The sequence below is a fragment of the Aeribacillus sp. FSL K6-1305 genome (assembly GCF_038050115.1).
GTDB lineage: Bacteria > Bacillota > Bacilli > Bacillales > Aeribacillaceae > Aeribacillus > Aeribacillus composti.
On record NZ_JBBOQV010000002.1, the window covers coordinates 774,674 to 796,318 of the forward strand.

Here is a 21,645-nt window from a genome sequence, read left to right on the forward strand (position 1 = left end):
GCTATGAAACAAGAAAAATCGCTTAAGGAAATCTTGCAATTTGTAGCCCCAGGCACACCAATCCGGGAAGGAATTGAAAACGTGCTGCGCGCAAAGACCGGGGGGCTAATTGTTGTAGGATATAACGAAAAAATCAAACAAATTGTAGACGGGGGATTTTATATCAATTGCCCTTTTTCCCCCGCCTATTTATATGAACTAGCTAAAATGGATGGAGCCATTATTTTAAGCGACTCAGGGCAAAAAATTTTATACGCAAACGCACAGCTCGTTCCGGATACGAGCATAGAGGTAAGAGAAACAGGCATGAGGCATAGAACAGCTGAACGAGTAGCAAAGCAAACAGGAAATCTCGTAATTGCTATTTCTGAAAGAAGAAATGTCGTCACATTATATTTTGGCAATTCCCGCTATGCTTTGAGGGATATCGGCGTCATTTTGACGAAGGCCAATCAAGCTTTGCGGACGTTGGAAAAGTATAAATCTGCCACTGACCAATCCATTAATAATTTAGGATCTTTAGAGTTTGAAGATTTAGTCACGATCGATGAAGTGATCCAAGTTTTACATAGAATAGAAATGGTGCTGCGAATTAAGAGTGAAATTATTAATTATATTTACGAACTCGGTACAGAAGGGCAGCTGATTCAGCTTCAGATGACCGAGCTTTTAGCAGATATTGAAAAAGAAGCGGCTCTGCTTATCAAAGATTACAGCATGGAGCGGCTGAATGATCCTATTCCTGTATTAAAGCAGCTGCAAGAATTGTCCAGCTCAGCATTATTAGATGATGCGGTTTTATTGAAGCTGCTCGGATATCCCCATTTTACCAATATGAATGAACCTGTTGTTCCTCGAGGATACCGGTTTTTGCATAAAATACCAAAGCTTCCTTCCGTTATTATTGAAAATTTAGTGACAACCTTTGAAAATTTGAAACAAATTGCAAATGCTACCGTAGAAAAGCTTGATGAAGTGGAAGGAATAGGTGAAGTTAGGGCGAGGAAAATTAAGGAAGGATTAAGGCGCCTCCAAGATCAGTATAACATTGCAAGGGAGCTCTAACACATCCTTTACAGTAATTTATCAATATTTTTACAATCCTTGTTTTTAGATGTTTGAAAGGTTTGAAAGTGTATATAATGAAATAAAGGAGGTGGAGGTATGTTAAAACGAATTGTTCAAATATTTTTCTTTTTTGTTGGCGGAACGTTAGGTGTTTTGTTTATACCGGAATTATTATTTCTCTTAAATCTTGATGATATTCCATTTCTGATGACACCATATACATTGGCGATATTAGGTGCAATTTTATTTTATATAACCTCCTTCTGGCTAGTGGATTATGTGGTGAATTGGATAAAATTTATAGAAGAGAAATTAGTGAAAGCTCCGGTTACGGATGTATTATTTGGCAGTTTAGGATTAATTTTTGGTCTGATTATTGCTTATTTGATTGGAATTTCATTATCTGAACTTCCATACCCAATTATCAATAACATTGTTCCGATCTTTTTAACCATAATTTTAGGATATTTAGGTTTTCAAATCGGATATAAAAAGCGCGACGAACTGTTGAACTTGTTTTCGATTACAGCAAGAATCAGCAAGAAGAAAGCCTCTCAAGAAGAAGAGGAAAATGTTGAAAAGAAAAGCTTAAAAATATTAGATACAAGTGTTATTATAGATGGCAGGATTGCAGATATTTGTCAAACAGGTTTTTTAGAAGGGACCATTATTATTCCTCAATTTGTGTTGGAGGAACTTCAGCATATAGCGGATTCTTCAGATGTGCTAAAAAGAAATCGAGGAAGAAGAGGTCTGGATATTTTAAATAAAATCCAAAAAGAGCTGGACATTAAAGTGGAAATATGGGAAGGCGACTTCGAAGATATACAAGAAGTCGACAGCAAGCTTGTAAAACTGGCAAAAATCATTCAAGGCGTTGTGGTCACAAACGATTTCAATTTAAATAAAGTATGTGAGCTCCAAAACGTCTCTGTTTTGAACATCAACGATTTAGCCAATGCGGTAAAACCGATTGTACTACCAGGGGAAGAGTTAAATGTCCAAGTAATTAAGGATGGAAAAGAGCATAACCAAGGTGTTGCTTATCTTGATGATGGCACGATGATTGTTGTCGAGGACGGAAGGGACTATATCGGGAAAAATATTGATATTCTCGTTACAAGCGTTCTTCAAACATCTGCCGGACGAATGATTTTTGCAAAGCCAAAGCTGCTGGAAAAAGCATTGTAATAAGGGAGAAAGAAGATGGAATATCGGGTTGTCATACCAGCTGCAGGGCAAGGGAAAAGAATGAGGGCAGGAAAAAATAAACAGTTTATCAAACTTAATTCTTTACCTGTGATTGTTCATACTTTAATGGTGTTTGAAAAAGATCCTCAATGCACCGAAATTGTTCTAGTTATAAACGAGAAAGAGCGTGAAGAATTTCTTTCTTTACTGAAAAAATATAAAATAAAAAAAGTGCAAAAACTAGTTCCCGGAGGACAGGAACGCCAATATAGTGTTTACAACGGGTTAAAAGCTGTTGAAGAAGATGGTATAATATTAATTCACGACGGTGCAAGGCCTTTCATTCGCAGGGAAACCATTCATCAGCTTGTTGAAAAGGCTCATTTAGAGGGCGCAGCGGTCGTAGCCGTTCCTGTAAAGGATACTGTGAAAAGAGTTCGCAATATGGAAGTCATTGATACTGTTGAACGTTCTAGCTTGTGGGCAGTTCAAACGCCACAAGCTTTTCGTCTTTCCATCGTATTAAAAGCTCATGAAGCGGCCAATAGGGATCAATTTGTAGGAACAGACGATGCAAGTCTTGTAGAAAGAATTGGCGAAAAAGTTTGTATTGTACATGGGGATTATTCAAATATAAAACTTACAACCCCTGAAGATTTGATTTTTGCCCGTGCGATTTTAGAGAGTGAAAGAGGGGAAAGGGAATGATTCGGATTGGACAAGGTTTTGATGTTCATCAGCTTGTGGAAGGAAAACCGCTTGTGATCGGTGGAGTCAACATTCCTTATGAAAAAGGATTGCTTGGACATTCTGATGCTGATGTTCTTCTTCATGCATTGACAGATGCCTGCTTGGGAGCGATTGGAGAAGGAGATATCGGCAAGCATTTTCCTGATACGGATCCTGCATATAAAGATATTGACTCGGCGAAATTGCTTCAAGAGGTATGGAACTTGGTAAAGGAGAAAGGCTATATATTAGGCAATGCGGATTGTACAATTATTGCTCAAAAACCAAAAATGGCGCCTTACATCCATCAAATGCGTACTAGAATTGCGGAGCTCTTGGAGGCTGAACTTGACCAAGTGAATGTTAAAGCAACGACGACGGAGGAGCTTGGGTTTACAGGACGCGGGGAAGGAATCGCTGCACAGTCAATCGTTTTATTGCAAAAGAAAAAGTAATCTTTGAACATCAATGGTTTGGTGGTACAATATTTTAAAGAATTACGGTTTGATTATTGGAGGGACAAAATATGGCTGACAACGGAATACGGGTTCGCTATGCACCGAGTCCGACGGGGCATTTACATATTGGAAACGCACGCACTGCATTATTTAATTATTTGTTCGCTAGAAGCCAAAATGGGAAATTTATTATCCGAATTGAAGATACCGATCAAAAGCGGAATATCGAAGGAGGAGAACAAAGCCAGCTTTTTTATTTAAAATGGCTTGGAATTGATTGGGACGAAAGCATAGACAAGGGCGGAGATTACGGTCCTTATCGACAATCGGAGCGGACAAGCATTTATGAAAAATATTATGAAGAGCTCTTGGAAAGAGACTTGGCGTATAAATGTTATTGTACGGAAGAGGAGCTTGAAAACGAGCGTCAAGCGCAAATCGATCGCGGTGAAATGCCAAGATATTCAGGGAAATGCGCACACCTTTCTAAAGAACAGCAAGAGGCACTCGAAAAAGAAGGACGGAAACCAAGCATTCGTTTCCGGGTTCCAAAAGGAAAAATATATAAATGGAACGATATCGTAAAAGGAGATATTTCTTTTGAGTCCGATGATTTTGGGGATTTTGTCATCGTGAAAAAAGACGGAACACCGACTTATAATTTTGCCGTCGCCGTCGACGATCATTTAATGGAAATCAGTCATGTGTTGCGCGGAGAAGACCATATCTCCAATACACCGAAGCAAATGATGATTTATGAAGCTTTTGGATGGGAGCCGCCTGTTTTTGGTCATATGACGTTAATCGTCAATGAAAACAGAAAAAAATTAAGCAAGCGTGATGAGAGCATCATTCAATTTATTGAACAATATGCTGAATTAGGGTATTTGCCTGAAGCGCTCTTTAATTTTATCGGTTTGTTAGGATGGTCTCCTGTTGGGGAAGAAGAGATTTTCAGCAAAGAAGAGTTTATTAAAATTTTTGATCCAAACCGATTATCAAAATCACCTGCTGTTTTCGACACACTGAAATTAAAATGGATGAACAATCAGTACATGAAAAAGCTTGATCTCGAAAAAGTAGTCGACCTTTCGCTGCCCCACCTCGTAAAAGCCGGACGCGTCAGTGAAAATATGTCAGACGATGAAAAAAATTGGGTGCGCCGCCTCATTTCCCTATATCAAGATCAAATGAGCTACGGTGCAGAAATTGTCGAATTAAGCGAAATGTTTTTTAAGGAAGAGATAGAGCTCGATGAAGAAGGAAAGCTTGTGCTTCAAGAAGAACAAGTTCCTTCCGTGTTAAGCGCATTTTTGGAAGAAGTGAAAGCAATTCAAGATTTCAAAGCAGATGAAATCAAAAAAGCGATTAAGTCAGTTCAAAAAGCGACAGGTCAAAAGGGGAAAAAATTGTTCATGCCGATTCGCGTTGCGACAACCGGGCAGACACACGGTCCTGAGCTGCCGCTTGCCCTTGAGCTCTTAGGAAAAGGAAAGATTATCACAAGGCTGGAAAAAGCACTAGATTAACTTTTTAAAAAAATTGTAATATAGTATGTATGAACAGATGACGGAAAAACGTTGAGAAGGAGAAGTAAGAAAGCAAACGGCTTTTCAGAGAGAACCTCCTTTGGCTGAAAGAGGTTTAAGCACGCGCTTTCTGAAATGCCCCTTCGAGTCTTTTGTCGAAACCAGCGGGAGTAGACAAAAGCGGAGACTCACCGTTATAAGAGTTAAAGTTGAGGGAAAAGAAAAGCTATACCTTTTCCCTAAACAGAGTGGAACCGCGCTTATTTGCGTCTCTGTGTCTAGACAGAGGCGCATTTCTTTTTCAGTAGGGTATTATGATTACTTTTTATGGGAGGGAGAAAAATATGTGGAAAATATTAAAAGAAGATGTGGAAGTCGTTTTTGACCAAGACCCTGCTGCGAGATCTTATTTAGAAGTGATCTTAACTTATTCAGGCCTTCACGCCATATGGGCTCATCGGTTGGCGCATGCGTTTTACAAACGGAAATTGTACTTTATCGCCAGGGTCATTTCGCAAATAAGCCGCTTTTTCACGGGAATTGAAATCCACCCTGGTGCCAAAATCGGTCGTCGTTTTTTCATCGATCATGGCATGGGTGTCGTTATTGGCGAGACTTGTGAAATTGGCGATAATGTTACTGTATATCAAGGAGTTACATTAGGCGGAACAGGTAAAGAAAAGGGGAAACGGCATCCTACCATCAAAAATAATGTTCTCATTGCAGCTGGCGCGAAGGTATTAGGATCTATTACGATTGGAGAAAACTCGAAAATTGGCGCAGGTTCCGTCGTTTTGCGCGATGTTCCGGATAATTCGACTGTTGTAGGCATTCCGGGGAGAGTTGTTGTGCAAAACGGGAAAAAGGTGAGAAAAGATTTAAATCATAGAGATTTGCCGGATCCTATTTCAGATAAATTAAAAGAGCTTGAAAAAGAAATAGGAAAATTAAAGGCAGAATTAGATAATCTGAAAAAAAAGGAGGGCGTTCAATGAGCATCAAAATTTATAATACATTATCCAGGAAAAAGGAAGAATTTATTCCTTTAGAGGACAACAAGGTAAAGATGTATGTTTGCGGTCCTACCGTTTACAACTATATTCACATCGGAAATGCTAGACCAGCCATTGTATATGATACAGTTCGTCGATATTTGGAGTACAGAGGGTACGATGTGAAATATGTGTCGAATTTTACCGATGTGGATGATAAATTGATTAAAGCTGCAAATGATTTGGGCGAAACGGTTCCGGAGATTGCAGAACGATTTATTAAGGCCTATTTTTCTGATATTGATGCACTGGGATGCAAAAGAGCGGATGTTCATCCTCGTGTGACGGAAAATATGGAGACAATCATTGAATTCATCCAAGCTCTCATTGACAAAAATTATGCCTATGAAGTCGACGGAGATGTGTATTATAAAACACGGTATTTTAAGGAATACGGAAAGCTTTCGCATCAATCAATAGATGAGCTTCATGCCGGTGCCAGAATACAAATTGGCGAAAAAAAGAGAGATCCGCTTGATTTTGCACTTTGGAAAGCAGCAAAAGAAGGGGAAATTTCATGGGATAGCCCTTGGGGAAAAGGACGTCCTGGATGGCATATTGAATGCTCTGCAATGGCAAGAAAATATTTAGGGGATACAATTGATATTCATGCAGGCGGCCAAGATTTAACTTTTCCGCATCATGAAAATGAGATCGCACAATCCGAAGCGCTTACCGGCAAACCTTTTGCGAAATATTGGATGCATAACGGTTATATTAATATCAACAATGAGAAGATGTCTAAATCACTTGGCAATTTTATTCTTGTTCAAGATGTTTTAAAGCAGTATGAACCACAAGTATTTCGATTTTTTATGCTGTCTGTACACTACCGACATCCTATCAATTATTCGAAAGAACTTTTGGATAGTACAAAAAACGGATTGGAAAGAATCCGCACCTCATATATCAATTTAAAGCATCGTCTGGAAAGCAGTGCGAATCTCACTAATGATGATGAAAAATGGCTGGAAGAAATCAGCCGGCTAAAGAAGGAATTTATTCATGAAATGGACGACGATTTCAATACGGCGAATGCTATATCTGTCATTTTCGATTTAGTGAAAAATGCAAACTATTATTTGGAAAGAAAAAACACCTCCGAAAAAGTAATTAAGGCATTTTTGCAGCTATTTAATGAATTTGGCGATGTATTAGGTTTGACATTTGATGTTCAAGAGCTGCTGGACGAAGACATTGAAAGGCTGATAAACGAGCGAAATCAAGCTAGAAAAGAAAGAAATTTTGCTCTAGCCGACAAAATTCGAGATCAGCTCAAGGAAATGAACATTATATTGGAAGATACGCCTCAAGGAACAAGGTGGAAAAGAGGATAAATATGATTGAGCTTGAAAAAATAAAAGAAGCACGGCAGCTTAATGGTCTTGTTTTAGCATATATGGGCGATGCTGTATATGAAGTATTTGTCAGGCATCATCTGTTATCAAAAGGAACTGTCAAACCGGGCCAGCTTCATAAATTGGCGAAGTCGTTTGTTTCGGCCAAAGCGCAGGCAGCGATTTTAAAAACATTAACTGACAACGGCTTTTTCAATGAAGAAGAGCTGGAAATAATGAAAAGAGGGCGAAATGCCAAATCAAACACGGTGCCGAAAAATACCGATGTACAAACATACCGATACAGCACGGCTTTCGAATCTTTAATCGGCTATCTTTTTTTAACAGGTGATCAAGATCGGCTAAACAACGTCATAGATGCTGCAATCGCTGCAACATACGAGAAAGGGGGAGTTGAACGTGGCGGATGAATATATATACGGGAAGAATTCGGTTATCGAAGCATTGAAATCGAACAGGGATATTAACAAAGTGTTTATTGCGGAAAATTCATATACTAAACAAGCGCAGCAAATTATAATGCTGGCGAAAAATAAAGGGGTAGCAGTTCAATTCGTTCCAAAGAAAAAGCTCGATCAGATCGTTTCGGGCAGCCACCAAGGAGTCATTGCGCAAGTTGCTGCATATAAGTATACGGATTTTGAAGATTTGTTCAAATTGTCTGACGAACGCGGGGAAGCGCCCTTTTTTCTGATTCTAGATGAAATTGAAAATCCGGCAAATCTCGGCTCGATTATGAGAACAGCTGATGCTGCTGGAGTACACGGCATTATTATTCCAAAGAACCGGGCGGTCGGTTTAACCAATGTAGTGGCAAAAACGTCAACGGGAGCAATTGAATATGTTCCCGTAGTCCGCGTGACAAACTTGGCACGCACGATTGACGAGCTGAAAAACAGAGGTATATGGATTTACGGCACTGATGCAAAAGGGGAAGACGATTATCGGACAATTGACGGGAAACTGCCCGTTGCATTAGTAATCGGCAGTGAAGGGAAAGGAATCAGCCGCTTAGTAAAAGAAAAGTGCGACTTCCTTGTGAAAATCCCGATGGTTGGTCATGTTACTTCTTTGAACGCCTCCGTTGCTGCCAGTCTATTAATGTATGAAGTTTTTCGCAAACGGCGGCCATCAGGAGAGTAGCCAATGGATATTTTATTAGTCGATGGATACAACATTATTGGTGCTTGGCCTGATCTGCAAAAATTAAAAGATGAAAACAATTTGGAGGATGCAAGGAAGATCCTGATCAACAAGATGGCCGAATATCAAGCATACACGGGGATGAAGGTGATTGTCGTTTTTGATGCTCATTTAGTGAAAGGAATTGAAAAAAAATATTTAGATAATCGCGTGGAAATAATTTTCACGAGAGAAAATGAAACCGCTGATGAACGGATTGAAAAGCTGGCCAAAACATTAAAAAATATTAAGACGAAAATTTATGTAGCAACATCCGACTATATAGAACAATGGACGATTTTTTCCCAGGGAGCTTTGAGAAAATCGGCGCGCGAGCTATATAACGAAGTGGTGTCTATTGAAGAAAGCATTCGAAAAAAAATTCAGCAAATTCAGGGCGAGCGCCCCGCTTCGAAGATTCGCCTTTCTTATGAAGTTGCCGAAAGGTTCGAAAAATGGAGAAGAGGAGATTTATCGTAATTTTGACATAAGTTGACGTTTATGGAAATCTTGCAGTATAATATTTCTAATAATTGTATGCGCGGTCGGGGTGATTTGCATGAGTGTTCAAGACAACAAGGGGGAAAAAATAAAAAAATTGCAGAAGCTTGAAGATGAACAAATTGTAGAGCTCGTCCACAAAGGCGACAGCGCTGCATTGGATTTCTTGATCACAAAATACCGGAACTTTGTGCGGGCCAAGGCAAGATCCTACTTTCTCATCGGGGCGGATCGTGAGGATATAATTCAAGAGGGGATGATTGGATTATATAAAGCGATTCGTGACTTTAAAGAGGACAAGCTTACCTCCTTTAAGGCATTTGCCGAGTTGTGCATTACCCGCCAAATGATTACTGCCATTAAAACTGCTACCCGTCAAAAACATATTCCTCTAAACTCGTATGTTTCATTGGATAAACCCATTTATGATGAAGAGTCAGATCGCACACTGATGGATGTAATATCTGGAGCAAAAGTAATGGATCCAGAAGAACTCATCATTAACCAGGAAAAGTTTGATGATATAGAATTGAAAATGGGGGAAATATTATCTGATCTTGAACGGAAAGTGTTGTCCCTTTATTTGGAAGGCCGTTCCTATTTAGAAATTTCAGAAGAATTAAACAGGCATGTAAAATCTATTGACAATGCCTTGCAGCGGGTGAAAAGAAAGCTAGAAAGATACTTGGAGCTGAGGGAATTTACTTCATAACTCATTGACATAAAAATTGCCATTATGTTACTGTTTAATAGAGTAAGTATCGGTAGGTGCAATATGAGGAAAAAAATAGTTCTAGCTTGTTCTCAATGCGGCAGCCGAAATTATTCAACGATGAAAAAGGCGACCGAAGAACGGTTGGAAATCAAAAAGTTTTGTAAAACGTGCCAAGCTCATACCACTCATCGGGAAACAAAGTAAATTGCACGATTCTTGGATTTCTGGAGGTAAACAAATGCAGCGCTTGACTGGATTTTTTCGAGATGTCGTAAAAGAAATGAAAAAGGTCAGCTGGCCGAAAAGAAAGGAATTGGTTCGCTATACGATTACGGTCATTACAACGGTAGCCTTTTTTGCTATATTTTTTGCTATTGTCGACTTAGGAATTTCTGAGTTATTAAGGCTTATTCTTGAATAAAAGCCTTTTATCCATGATATAATAGATATTATTCATAAGTCCGTCAGTAAACCCGGTAAACGGGTTTTTTCATTGCCTAAAAATGAAATGGGGAGGGAAGGACAAGGTCCTCTGATATGGAAAAGAACTGGTATGTTGTGCATACATATTCCGGCTATGAAAATAAAGTAAAAGCGAATTTAGAAAAACGCGTAGAGTCAATGGGCATGCAGGACAAAATTTTTCGTGTGATCGTCCCTGAAGAAGAAGAAATGGATATGAAAAGCGGAAAGAAAAAAGTGACGAAAAAAAAGGTTTTCCCTGGGTATGTTTTAGTAGAGCTCATCATGACGGATGATTCATGGTATGTGGTCCGCAACACTCCCGGAGTTACCGGATTCGTCGGCTCTGCAGGGTCTGGATCTAAACCAACTCCGCTTTTGCCGGAAGAAGTACAGGCAATTTTCAAACGCATGGGAATAGAAGAGGCTCGTGTGGAAGTTGATTTTGAATTAAAAGAAACGGTAAAAGTAAATGACGGCCCGTTTGCTAATTTCACGGGCGTTATCGAAGAAATCGATACAGATAGAAAAAAAGTCAAAGTTCTCGTCAATATGTTTGGGCGTGAAACACCAGTTGAACTAGATTTTTCCCAAGTTTCCAAATTGTAAAATGTAGAAAAACAAACTTGAAATCATTAATTAAAAATGGTAATATTTCTTAAGTCGATATGTCTCTGAAAGAGACTGAATGATGCATTAATCTTTCTCTCATTCATATAAAGAAGGATGTTGCATGAGTGGGAGGGTTTTACCCTATTACCACATCACGGACTTAAGGAGGTGTGTCTCGTGGCTAAAAAAGTGATTAAAATCGTGAAATTGCAGATTCCTGCAGGTAAAGCTAATCCTGCGCCGCCAGTAGGACCTGCTCTCGGTCAAGCTGGGGTTAATATCATGGGATTCTGTAAAGAGTTCAACGCTCGCACGGCTGATCAAGCTGGCTTAATTATTCCTGTTGAAATTACGGTATTTGAAGACCGTTCATTTACATTTATTACGAAAACTCCGCCTGCTGCCGTTCTTTTGAAAAAAGCAGCTGGAATTGAATCAGGTTCTGGTGAACCGAATCGTAATAAAGTGGCAACAATTAAACGCGATAAAGTTCGCGAAATTGCCGAAACGAAAATGCCTGACTTAAATGCAGCTAGCGTTGAAGCAGCAATGCGTATGGTTGAAGGCACAGCCCGAAGCATGGGCATTGTGATCGAAGACTAATCAATATGCATTGGTGTAGTAGGTTGCGAGTTTGTTTATTCAAGTTCGCAACCTTTATTCGTGGGAGGTTATTCCGCTAAAACCACATAAGGAGGAAAATGATATGGCAAAAAGAGGTAAAAAATATTTAGAAGCTGCAAAGCTTGTTGATCGTTCAAAAGCTTATGACGTAAAAGAAGCAATTGAATTAGTAAAGAAAACGAATATCGCAAACTTTGATGCGACAGTTGAAGTTGCATTCCGCCTTGGCGTTGATCCTCGTAAAAACGATCAGCAAATCCGCGGGGCTGTTGTACTGCCGAACGGTACAGGTAAAACACAACGTGTATTAGTGTTCGCTAAAGGGGAAAAAGCAAAAGAAGCGGAAGCTGCTGGTGCGGATTATGTCGGCGACAGCGACTACATCAATAAAATTCAACAAGGCTGGTTTGACTTTGATGTTGTTGTGGCTACCCCTGATATGATGGGTGAAGTCGGTAAACTTGGACGTATTTTAGGTCCTAAAGGTTTAATGCCGAACCCTAAAACAGGAACGGTAACATTTGAAGTTGAAAAAGCTGTCAAAGAAATTAAAGCTGGTAAAGTTGAATACCGTGTAGATAAAGCTGGGAACGTTCATGTTCCAATCGGAAAAACTTCTTTTGACAGTGAAAAATTAGTTGAAAACTTTACAACAATCTACGATGCGCTATTAAAAGCAAAACCGGCAGCGGCAAAAGGCACTTACATGAAAAACGTTTCTGTAACGTCTACAATGGGCCCTGGAATTAAAGTGGATCCTTCCAGCTTTGTCGTGAAATAATAAACCGGTTTGACAAGCAGGATGTATTTTAGTAAAATAAAAATGTTGTGTAATTAAATAGAATTCATTTATACCGTAGACAGTAGGTGCCGAAAGGCTTAATATCCTACCGAGGTGTATGATATAGATTAAGCGGAACGTTTGCTTATTTGTACGATACCTCCATGTCTGCGGGCATGGAGGTATTTCATTTCACCGGCGGTATAAGTGTTCATTTTCAATTTGCAGGAGGTGTAAACAAATGAGCAGCGCAATTGAAAAGAAGAAACAGATCGTTGAAGAAATTGCAGCCAAATTCCGTGAAAGCGTCTCTACTGTTATCGTAGATTACCGCGGTCTTAATGTAGCGGAAGTAACGGAATTGCGCAAAAAACTTCGTGAAGCAAATATAGAGTTCAAGGTTTACAAAAATACGTTAACTCGCCGTGCTGTTGAACAAGCGGAAATTTCCGGATTGGAAGAAGTGCTGACTGGTCCAAACGCTATCGCATTTAGCACTGAAGATGTCGTGGCGCCTGCTAAAATTTTGAATGATTTTGCAAAAGAGCATGAAGCGCTTGAGATTAAAGCTGGCGTCATCGAAGGCAATGTTGCAACAGTTGATGAAATTAAAGCGATTGCTGACCTTCCATCTCGCGAAGGCTTGCTTTCTATGTTGCTTTCTGTACTGCAAGCTCCTATTCGCAACTTTGCACTTGCAACAAAAGCAGTTGCAGATCAAAAAGAAGAGCAAGGCGCTTAAAGCCAATTTTCGTATTAAACTATTAGCAATTTAGAACATAAGGAGGAAAAACAAATGACAAAAGAACAAATTATTGAAGCGATAAAAGAAATGACTGTTCTTGAACTTAACGACTTAGTAAAAGCAATCGAAGAAGAATTTGGCGTAACTGCTGCTGCTCCTGTTGCTGTGGTTGGTGGCGCTGGCGGCGGTGAAGCTGCTGCAGAAAAAACTGAATTCGATGTTATTCTTGCTAATGCAGGTGCACAAAAAATTAAAGTTATCAAAGTTGTTCGTGAAATCACTGGCCTTGGCTTAAAAGAAGCAAAAGAATTAGTTGACAACACTCCAAAACCATTAAAAGAAGGCGTATCTAAAGAAGAAGCTGAAGAACTTAAAGCAAAACTTGAAGAAGTTGGAGCAGAAGTTGAAGTTAAGTAAAAGCTGTTAAATAAATAGAAAAGCTCGCTGATTCATTGGCGGGCTTTTCTTTTATGTATGAATTTCTGCCCGTAGAAAATACTCCTAAAAAAGGGGTGCAGAAAATGAGCGAACATTATTTTTCGGAAAAACCGGAAGTGGAAAGCAATAGGAGAAAAATTGAGTGCACGTTGAGAAATCATCCATTTGCGTTCATGACCGACCGCGGAGTTTTTTCAAAACGGGAGGTTGATTTTGGAACGCAGCTATTAATTGAAACTTTCGCTGCTCCCGAAATTCCAGGAGATATTTTGGATGTAGGCTGCGGATACGGACCGATCGGATTGTCAATTGCAAAATCGGAACCCGATAGAATGATTGATATGATCGATATAAATGAAAGGGCAATCGAACTTGCAGAACTGAATGCTCGAATAAACAACATTCAAAATGTCCGTGTGTTTCAAAGCAATTTGTTTGAAAAGCTGGAAGGGAAATGGTATGCTGCTATTTTAGCAAACCCTCCCATTCGGGCTGGAAAACAAGTCGTCCATCATATATTTGAAAAAAGCTTTGATCATTTAAAAGACCATGGAGAGCTTTGGATCGTTATCCAAAAAAAGCAGGGGGCTCCTTCCGCAAAACAAAAGCTGGAGACTCTGTTTCGTTCGGTAGAAGTGGCAGAGAGAAAAAAAGGCTATTATATTTTTAAAGCAAAAAAAGATTGACCTGCAATCCAGGATATGTTAACATTATAAAATGCCAATATATTAATTTCCATTTGTAGCTAAATTTTTTCTTGGATGTATAGAACCAATCCATTAAGGAAAAAATAATAAAATCAACTATTTCTGCGCAGTGGTTTTCTTTTTTCATAAAGAAAATCCTTTTTCTTTTTACTTGTAATAGTATTTATTTTATTATATAAAACATGGAATGCTATTTACAAGATATTATTATGCTGATTTGAGGGGTGACTCAGTTGACAAGTCAACTAGTTCAGTACGGACGACACCGCCAACGCAGAAGTTATGCGCGTATTAAAGAAGTGTTGGAATTACCTAATCTTATTGAAATCCAAACCTCTTCGTATCAGTGGTTTCTTGATGAGGGTCTTCGTGAAATGTTTCAAGACATATCTCCTATCGAAGATTTCACTGGTAACCTCTCGCTTGAGTTTATTGACTACAGCTTAGGTGAACCGAAATACTCCGTTGAAGAAGCAAAAGAACGCGATGTTACTTATTCTGCCCCGCTGCGGGTAAAAGTGCGCCTAATTAATAAAGAAACAGGCGAAGTGAAAGATCAAGATGTATTTATGGGCGATTTTCCGCTTATGACGGAAACCGGCACATTTGTGATCAATGGCGCAGAACGAGTAATTGTTTCCCAATTAGTCCGTTCACCTAGTGTTTACTACAGCGACAAAATTGATAAAAACGGTAAGAAGGGCTTTACAGCTACCGTCATTCCAAACCGTGGCGCTTGGTTAGAGTACGAAACAGATGCAAAAGATGTTATATATGTCCGCATTGATCGCACTCGCAAATTACCAGTTACGGTTCTTTTACGTGCCCTTGGGTTTGGCTCTGATCAAGAAATCATCGATGTGTTCGGAGAAAATGAATATTTAAGAAATACGTTGGATAAAGACAATACCGAAAGCCCAGAAAAGGCGCTTCTTGAAATTTACGAACGCCTGCGTCCTGGTGAACCGCCAACAGTTGAAAACGCAAAAAGCTTATTGATCTCCCGTTTCTTTGATCCAAAAAGATATGATTTAGCAAGTGTCGGCAGATATAAAATTAACAAGAAACTTCATATCAAAAACCGACTCTTTAATCAACGATTAGCAGAAACTCTAGTCGACCCTGAAACTGGAGAAATCATTGCTGAAAAAGGAACTATTATTGATAGAAGAACGCTGGATAAAATTTTGCCTTACCTTGAAAAAGGAATAGGTTTTAAAAAATTCACTCCTGATGGTGGAGTAGTTGATGAAGACATCACGTACCAATCTATTAAAATTTATGCTCCAAACGATCCGGATGGAGAAAAAATTCTCAACGTTGTTGGCAACGCAAACATTGATGAAAGTGTAAAAAACATTACGCCAGCAGACATTATTGCGTCCATCAGCTACTTCTTTAATTTGCTATATGGAGTAGGAAATACAGATGATATTGACCATCTAGGAAACCGCCGTCTTCGTTCGGTAGGGGAGCTTTTGCAAAACCAGTTCCGAATCGGACTTTCACGGATGGAGCGTGTTGTGAGGGAAAGAATGTCCATTCAGGATGCCAATACGATTACTCCGCAGCAATTAATCAACATCCGTCCAGTAATTGCGGCCATTAAAGAATTTTTTGGCAGCTCCCAATTGTCCCAATTCATGGATCAAACAAATCCTCTTGCAGAACTGACGCATAAGCGCCGTTTATCTGCATTGGGGCCTGGCGGACTCACACGTGAACGAGCAGGCTTTGAAGTTCGCGACGTCCATTATTCCCATTATGGACGCATGTGTCCAATTGAAACGCCTGAAGGTCCAAATATCGGATTGATTAACTCATTATCAACATATGCAAAAGTAAACCGTTTCGGTTTTATTGAAACGCCGTATAGAAGAGTTGACCCTGAAACAGGGAAGGTAACAGACCGAATTGACTATTTGACAGCTGACGAAGAAGATAACTATGTTGTTGCTCAGGCTAACGTGCCAGTAGCAGAGGATGGAACGTTTTTAGAAGATAATATTGTTGCCCGTTTCCGCGGGGAAAACATAGTGGTGAAAAAAGACCGTGTCGACTACATGGACGTTTCGCCTAAGCAAGTTGTATCAGCAGCAACAGCTTGTATCCCGTTCTTGGAAAACGATGACTCCAACCGTGCATTAATGGGTGCGAACATGCAGCGCCAAGCTGTTCCTTTGCTTCAACCAGAAGCGCCTATTGTTGGTACCGGAATGGAGTATGTATCGGCTAGAGACTCTGGAGCAGCTGTCATCTGCAAGCACGCAGGCGTTGTCGAACGAGTTGAAGCCAACAGAATTTTAGTTCGCCGTTATGAAGAAGTGGACGGCCAAAAGGTTAAAGGTGATCTCGACGAGTACAAATTGTTGAAATTCGTCCGTTCCAACCAAGGAATGTGCTACAATCAGCGCCCAATTGTATCTGTTGGAGACGAAGTCGAGAAAGGCGAAATTTTAGCTGACGGTCCTTCCATGGAAAAGGGAGAGCTTGCTTTAGGCCGAAATGTACTTGTCGCCTTTATGACATGGGATGGATATAACTATGAAGATGCCATCATCATGAGCGAGCGTCTTGTAAAAGAAGACGTCTATACTTCCATCCATATTGAAGAATATGAGTCTGAATCCCGTGATACAAAATTGGGTCCGGAAGAAATCACTCGTGATATTCCAAATGTCGGAGAAGACGCTCTTCGCAACTTGGATGAACGAGGCATTGTCCGCATTGGAGCAGAAGTTAAAGACGGCGACTTGCTTGTTGGGAAAGTAACGCCAAAAGGAGTTACAGAACTGACTGCTGAAGAACGATTATTGCACGCTATTTTTGGAGAAAAAGCACGTGAGGTTCGTGATACATCACTTCGTGTTCCGCATGGGGGCGGAGGTATTGTTCTTGATGTAAAAGTGTTTAACCGTGAAGACGGAGATGAACTGCCTCCAGGTGTCAACCAGCTGGTGCGTGTATACATTGTACAGAAGCGTAAAATCTCTGAAGGAGATAAAATGGCAGGCCGCCATGGAAACAAAGGGGTTATTTCCCGAATTCTCCCTGAGGAGGACATGCCGTTTTTGCCGGATGGAACACCAGTTGACATCATGTTAAATCCATTAGGAGTACCTTCCCGGATGAACATCGGGCAAGTATTGGAATTGCACCTAGGAATGGCGGCTAAGAAGCTGGGCATTCATGTTGCAACTCCGGTATTCGATGGTGCGACAGAAGAAGATGTATGGTCAACAATTGAAGAAGCTGGGATGGCCCGTGATGCGAAAACGGTCCTTTACGACGGCCGCACTGGGGAACCTTTCGATAATCGCGTGTCTGTCGGAATCATGTATATGATCAAACTGGCGCACATGGTTGACGATAAACTGCATGCTCGTTCCACAGGTCCATACTCGCTTGTTACACAGCAACCGCTCGGCGGTAAAGCACAGTTCGGTGGACAGCGGTTCGGAGAAATGGAGGTTTGGGCTTTAGAAGCCTATGGAGCAGCATATACATTGCAAGAAATCCTTACTGTAAAATCAGACGATGTTGTCGGTCGTGTAAAAACATACGAGGCAATCGTAAAAGGCGAAAATGTGCCTGAACCTGGAGTTCCTGAATCTTTCAAAGTATTAATTAAGGAGCTTCAAAGCTTAGGACTGGATGTTAAAATTCTCTCAAGCGATGAACAAGAAATCGAAATGAGAGAATTGGAAGATGAGGTAAATTCCACCCAGTCAGATGGCCTCTCTTTAACGACTGATACAATCGAAGAGGAAGTTGTTGATAAAGAAGAAAAAGATGCAGTTGCCAAAGAGTAAAGGAATTTTTTGCTACGGAAGATAAAAAGGGAGGTAGGCCCCTTGCTGGATGTAAATAATTTTGAGTATATGCACATCGGTCTTGCTTCACCTGATAAAATTCGTTCATGGTCATATGGTGAAGTGAAAAAACCAGAAACGATCAACTATCGTACTTTAAAGCCTGAAAAAGACGGTTTGTTTTGTGAACGTATATTCGGTCCGACAAAAGATTGGGAATGCCACTGCGGAAAATATAAACGGGTTCGCTATAAAGGCGTAGTATGCGATCGATGCGGTGTTGAGGTTACGCGAGCAAAAGTGCGTCGGGAGAGAATGGGGCACATCGAACTTGCTGCCCCTGTCTCTCATATTTGGTATTTCAAAGGGATTCCAAGCCGTATGGGACTAGTTCTTGACATGTCACCTCGAGCATTGGAAGAAGTTATTTATTTTGCCTCTTACGTCGTGACAGATCCTGGGGACACACCACTTGAAAAGAAACAGCTTTTATCTGAAAAAGAGTATCGCACATACCGCGAGAAATACGGAAATGCCTTCCAAGCATCAATGGGTGCGGAAGCAATTAAAAAATTATTGCAAGATATCAATCTTGATAAAGAAGTAGAAGCGTTAAAAGAAGAGCTTAAATCTTCTCAAGGCCAGCGGCGCACAAGAGCGATTAAACGCCTTGAAGTGATGGAAGCATTCAGAAATTCCGGAAATGACCCTTCATGGATGGTGTTGGATGTACTTCCTGTCATTCCGCCTGAATTGCGGCCGATGGTTCAATTGGATGGCGGACGCTTTGCAACTTCCGATTTGAACGATTTGTATCGCCGTGTTATTAACCGAAACAATCGTTTAAAAAGACTGTTGGATCTTGGAGCGCCAAGTATCATCGTGCAAAATGAGAAACGGATGCTTCAAGAGGCTGTTGACGCTCTTATTGACAATGGACGCCGTGGTCGTCCAGTTACTGGACCGGGAAATCGTCCACTGAAGTCACTCTCTCATATGCTGAAAGGAAAGCAAGGACGCTTCCGTCAAAACCTGTTAGGAAAACGGGTTGACTACTCTGGACGTTCCGTTATCGTTGTCGGCCCAAATCTTAAAATGTATCAATGCGGTTTGCCAAAGGAAATGGCGCTTGAGCTCTTTAAGCCTTTTGTCATGAAGGAGCTTGTTGAAAAAGGGCTGGCACATAACATTAAAAGCGCCAAACGGAAAATTGAACGCGTCCATCCTGAAGTTTGGGATGTGTTGGAGGAAGTCATTAAAGAACATCCGGTTCTACTTAACCGGGCACCGACTTTGCACAGATTAGGAATCCAAGCGTTCGAACCGACGTTAGTCGAAGGGCGTGCCATTCGTCTACATCCGTTGGTATGTACAGCCTATAATGCTGACTTCGACGGTGACCAAATGGCTGTTCACGTTCCGTTATCGGCAGAAGCACAAGCAGAAGCAAGGCTGTTAATGCTTGCGGCTCAAAACATTTTAAATCCGAAAGACGGAAAACCGGTTGTTACGCCTTCACAAGATATGGTGTTGGGGAACTATTACTTAACAATGGAACGTGAAGGAGCGATCGGAGAAGGGAAAATTTTCAAAGATCCTGATGAGGCGCTCATTGCCTATCAAAACGGCCATGTACATTTGCATACACGAATTGCAGTACATGCCGGTTCCTTAAAGAACGAAACATTTACAGAAGAACAAAATAAAAAGCTTCTGATCACAACGGTAGGAAAATTAATATTCAACGAAATACTGCCGAATTCGTTCCCGTATATTAATGAGCCGTCAACTAAGAACATTCAAGAATGCACGCCTGATAAATATTTTGTTGATCCGGCACAGGTAGATGTGCGGGAGCACATTAAAAACCAAGAAATCATTCCTCCATTTAAAAAAGGAATTTTAGGAAAAATTATTGCCGAAGTCTTTAAGAGATTCCATATTACTGAAACATCGAAGATGCTTGACCGCTTAAAAGATTTAGGCTTTAAATATTCGACTAAAGCCGGAATTACAATCGGTGTTTCTGATATTGTTGTGTTGGCGGAAAAAGAAGCAATTTTAAAAGAGGCGCAAGCTAAAGTTGACAATGTCTTGAAGCAATTCAGACGCGGATTAATCACTGAAGATGAGCGGTACGATCGTGTTATCTCTATTTGGAGTGCTGCTAAAGACACCATTCAAAGCAAGCTGATGAATTCATTAGATAAGCGGAATCCGATTTTCATGATGAGCGATTCAGGAGCTCGCGGAAATGCATCTAACTTCACGCAGCTTGCGGGAATGCGCGGACTGATGGCTAACCCTGCTGGACGAATTATTGAGCTTCCGATTAAATCGAGTTTTAGAGAAGGTTTGACAGTGTTAGAATACTTCATCTCGACCCATGGTGCCAGAAAAGGTCTGGCAGATACAGCATTAAAAACTGCTGACTCCGGTTATTTAACACGCCGCCTTGTAGATGTTGCGCAAGATGTGATTATTCGTGAGGAAGACTGCGGAACAGACAGAGGAATTTTAGCGAGAGCGCTGAAAGACGGTTCAGAAGTTATCGAAAAACTCGAGGAACGGATTATCGGACGATATGCAAGAAGATCGGTTATTCATCCTGAAACGGGCGAAGTGCTTGTCAGGGAAAATGAAATGATTACCGAAGACATAGCAGCTCAAATTGTCAATGCAGGGATAGAAGAAGTTTGGATTCGCTCTGCATTCACATGTAATACAAGACATGGTGTATGTAAAAAATGTTATGGACGGAACTTGGCTACCGGCACTGATGTCGAAGTAGGCGAAGCGGTAGGAATTATCGCAGCTCAATCGATCGGAGAGCCGGGTACACAGCTGACGATGCGTACTTTCCACACCGGTGGGGTTGCCGGCGACGACATTACCCAAGGTTTGCCGCGTGTTCAAGAATTGTTTGAAGCCCGTAATCCAAAAGGGCAAGCGGTTATTTCAGAAATTGACGGGGTAGTTGCTGAAATTAATGAAGTGAGAGATAAGCAGCAAGAAATTGTCGTCCGCGGTGAAGTGGAAACACGCACATACACGGCGCCATTTAACGCCCGCTTAAAAGTAGCTGTGGGGGACCGTGTAGAACGCGGCCAAGAAATTACGGAAGGTTCAATAGATCCAAAAGAATTGTTGAAAGTAAAAGACATTTTAGCCGTTCAAGAATATTTGCTTCGTGAAGTGCAAAAAGTGTACAGAATGCAAGGTGTGGAAATCGGCGATAAACATATTGAAGTAATGGTGCGGCAAATGCTGCGGAAAGTCCGTGTCATCGATTCCGGCGATACGGATGTTCTGCCGGGAACACTCCTTGACGTTCATCAATTTACAGAAGCAAATAAAAAGGTGCTTTTGGAAGGAAAACGCCCTGCAACAGGACGTCCGGTATTGCTCGGTATTACAAAGGCATCGCTTGAAACGGAGTCCTTCTTGTCTGCCGCATCATTCCAAGAGACAACACGCGTATTAACGGATGCGGCCATTAAAGGAAAACGGGATGAACTGTTAGGCTTGAAGGAAAATGTTATTATCGGTAAGCTTGTTCCGGCTGGAACAGGAATGCAGCTCTATAGAAAAATAAAACCGGTCATGAATAAAAAATCCGTTGACGAAACGATTTCGGTTGAATAATTGTCGGGGAAAAGATGGATGCCGTAAAATGCACAG

The 21,645-nt window shown here is 40.7% G+C and carries 21 protein-coding genes and 2 other annotated features; all 21 genes read left to right on the forward strand.

The window, feature by feature from the left end:
• The first annotated feature begins 3 nt into the window (after positions 1-3).
• The 21 genes from disA to rpoC all read left to right on the forward strand — a co-directional run bounded on the left by disA (position 4) and on the right by rpoC (position 21,609).
• A complete protein-coding gene (disA, locus tag NST97_RS13550) occupies positions 4-1,065 on the forward strand; it encodes a DNA integrity scanning diadenylate cyclase DisA (RefSeq protein ID WP_066247900.1) in 1,062 nt (353 codons plus the stop codon).
• Between the two features lie 99 nt (positions 1,066-1,164).
• A complete protein-coding gene (locus tag NST97_RS13555) occupies positions 1,165-2,259 on the forward strand; it encodes a PIN/TRAM domain-containing protein (RefSeq protein ID WP_130156458.1) in 1,095 nt (364 codons plus the stop codon).
• 15 nt (positions 2,260-2,274) lie between these two features.
• A complete protein-coding gene (gene ispD / locus NST97_RS13560; protein WP_063387134.1) occupies positions 2,275-2,967 on the forward strand; it encodes a 2-C-methyl-D-erythritol 4-phosphate cytidylyltransferase in 693 nt (230 codons plus the stop codon).
• On the forward strand, positions 2,964-3,443 hold the full coding sequence (gene ispF, locus NST97_RS13565; protein WP_063387135.1) for a 2-C-methyl-D-erythritol 2,4-cyclodiphosphate synthase: 480 nt from the start codon (positions 2,964-2,966) through the stop codon (positions 3,441-3,443). The genes ispD and ispF overlap by 4 nt, the downstream gene beginning before the upstream one ends.
• A gap of 71 nt (positions 3,444-3,514) precedes the next feature.
• On the forward strand, positions 3,515-4,975 hold the full coding sequence (gene gltX / locus NST97_RS13570; protein ID WP_341343350.1) for a glutamate--tRNA ligase: 1,461 nt from the start codon (positions 3,515-3,517) through the stop codon (positions 4,973-4,975).
• A gap of 42 nt (positions 4,976-5,017) precedes the next feature.
• Positions 5,018-5,252, forward strand: a binding site (T-box leader).
• A gap of 37 nt (positions 5,253-5,289) precedes the next feature.
• Complete coding sequence (gene cysE, locus NST97_RS13575) at positions 5,290-5,970, forward strand: serine O-acetyltransferase (protein ID WP_082829424.1); 681 nt, start codon at positions 5,290-5,292, stop codon at positions 5,968-5,970.
• Positions 5,967-7,364 carry a cysteine--tRNA ligase gene (cysS, locus tag NST97_RS13580; RefSeq protein ID WP_339229897.1) on the forward strand — a complete coding sequence of 466 codons (1,398 nt, stop codon included), beginning with the start codon at positions 5,967-5,969 and terminating at the stop codon, positions 7,362-7,364. Before cysE ends, cysS begins: the two co-directional genes overlap by 4 nt.
• A gap of 2 nt (positions 7,365-7,366) precedes the next feature.
• Complete coding sequence (locus NST97_RS13585; RefSeq protein ID WP_066247904.1) at positions 7,367-7,795, forward strand: Mini-ribonuclease 3; 429 nt, start codon at positions 7,367-7,369, stop codon at positions 7,793-7,795.
• Positions 7,743-8,528, forward strand: coding sequence for a 23S rRNA (guanosine(2251)-2'-O)-methyltransferase RlmB (gene rlmB, locus NST97_RS13590; protein WP_063387140.1), 786 nt, complete (start codon positions 7,743-7,745; stop codon positions 8,526-8,528). The genes NST97_RS13585 and rlmB overlap by 53 nt, the downstream gene beginning before the upstream one ends.
• Positions 8,529-8,531: 3 nt before the next feature.
• Complete coding sequence (locus NST97_RS13595; RefSeq protein WP_063387141.1) at positions 8,532-9,047, forward strand: NYN domain-containing protein; 516 nt, start codon at positions 8,532-8,534, stop codon at positions 9,045-9,047.
• A gap of 79 nt (positions 9,048-9,126) precedes the next feature.
• Positions 9,127-9,780, forward strand: coding sequence for an RNA polymerase sporulation sigma factor SigH (gene sigH / locus NST97_RS13600; protein ID WP_063387142.1), 654 nt, complete (start codon positions 9,127-9,129; stop codon positions 9,778-9,780).
• A gap of 63 nt (positions 9,781-9,843) precedes the next feature.
• Positions 9,844-9,987 (forward strand): 50S ribosomal protein L33, encoded by a 144-nt coding sequence (gene rpmG, locus NST97_RS13605; RefSeq protein ID WP_082829425.1) that lies wholly within the window; start codon positions 9,844-9,846, stop codon positions 9,985-9,987.
• 34 nt (positions 9,988-10,021) lie between these two features.
• Entirely contained in the window at positions 10,022-10,204 is a 183-nt protein-coding gene (gene secE / locus NST97_RS13610; protein WP_063387143.1) for a preprotein translocase subunit SecE, read from the forward strand.
• A 116-nt stretch (positions 10,205-10,320) separates the two neighbouring features.
• Complete coding sequence (nusG, locus tag NST97_RS13615; protein WP_063387144.1) at positions 10,321-10,854, forward strand: transcription termination/antitermination protein NusG; 534 nt, start codon at positions 10,321-10,323, stop codon at positions 10,852-10,854.
• 180 nt (positions 10,855-11,034) lie between these two features.
• A complete protein-coding gene (gene rplK, locus NST97_RS13620; protein ID WP_063387145.1) occupies positions 11,035-11,460 on the forward strand; it encodes a 50S ribosomal protein L11 in 426 nt (141 codons plus the stop codon).
• Positions 11,461-11,563: 103 nt separating this feature from the next.
• The gene (rplA, locus tag NST97_RS13625) at positions 11,564-12,262 is read left to right on the forward strand and encodes a 50S ribosomal protein L1 (protein WP_063387146.1); all 699 of its coding nucleotides are present in this window, start codon (positions 11,564-11,566) and stop codon (positions 12,260-12,262) included.
• A gap of 55 nt (positions 12,263-12,317) precedes the next feature.
• Positions 12,318-12,460: a sequence feature (ribosomal protein L10 leader region), on the forward strand.
• Between the two features lie 43 nt (positions 12,461-12,503).
• Positions 12,504-13,004, forward strand: a complete 501-nt coding sequence (rplJ, locus tag NST97_RS13630) for a 50S ribosomal protein L10 (protein ID WP_327857009.1) — start codon at positions 12,504-12,506, stop codon at positions 13,002-13,004.
• Between the two features lie 54 nt (positions 13,005-13,058).
• Positions 13,059-13,424, forward strand: coding sequence for a 50S ribosomal protein L7/L12 (rplL, locus tag NST97_RS13635; protein WP_063387148.1), 366 nt, complete (start codon positions 13,059-13,061; stop codon positions 13,422-13,424).
• 104 nt (positions 13,425-13,528) lie between these two features.
• Positions 13,529-14,131 carry a class I SAM-dependent methyltransferase gene (locus NST97_RS13640; protein WP_311066739.1) on the forward strand — a complete coding sequence of 201 codons (603 nt, stop codon included), beginning with the start codon at positions 13,529-13,531 and terminating at the stop codon, positions 14,129-14,131.
• A gap of 254 nt (positions 14,132-14,385) precedes the next feature.
• A complete protein-coding gene (gene rpoB / locus NST97_RS13645; RefSeq protein ID WP_339193827.1) occupies positions 14,386-17,964 on the forward strand; it encodes a DNA-directed RNA polymerase subunit beta in 3,579 nt (1,192 codons plus the stop codon).
• Positions 17,965-18,006: 42 nt separating this feature from the next.
• Positions 18,007-21,609, forward strand: coding sequence for a DNA-directed RNA polymerase subunit beta' (gene rpoC / locus NST97_RS13650; protein WP_117017138.1), 3,603 nt, complete (start codon positions 18,007-18,009; stop codon positions 21,607-21,609).
• Positions 21,610-21,645: the final 36 nt, after the last annotated feature.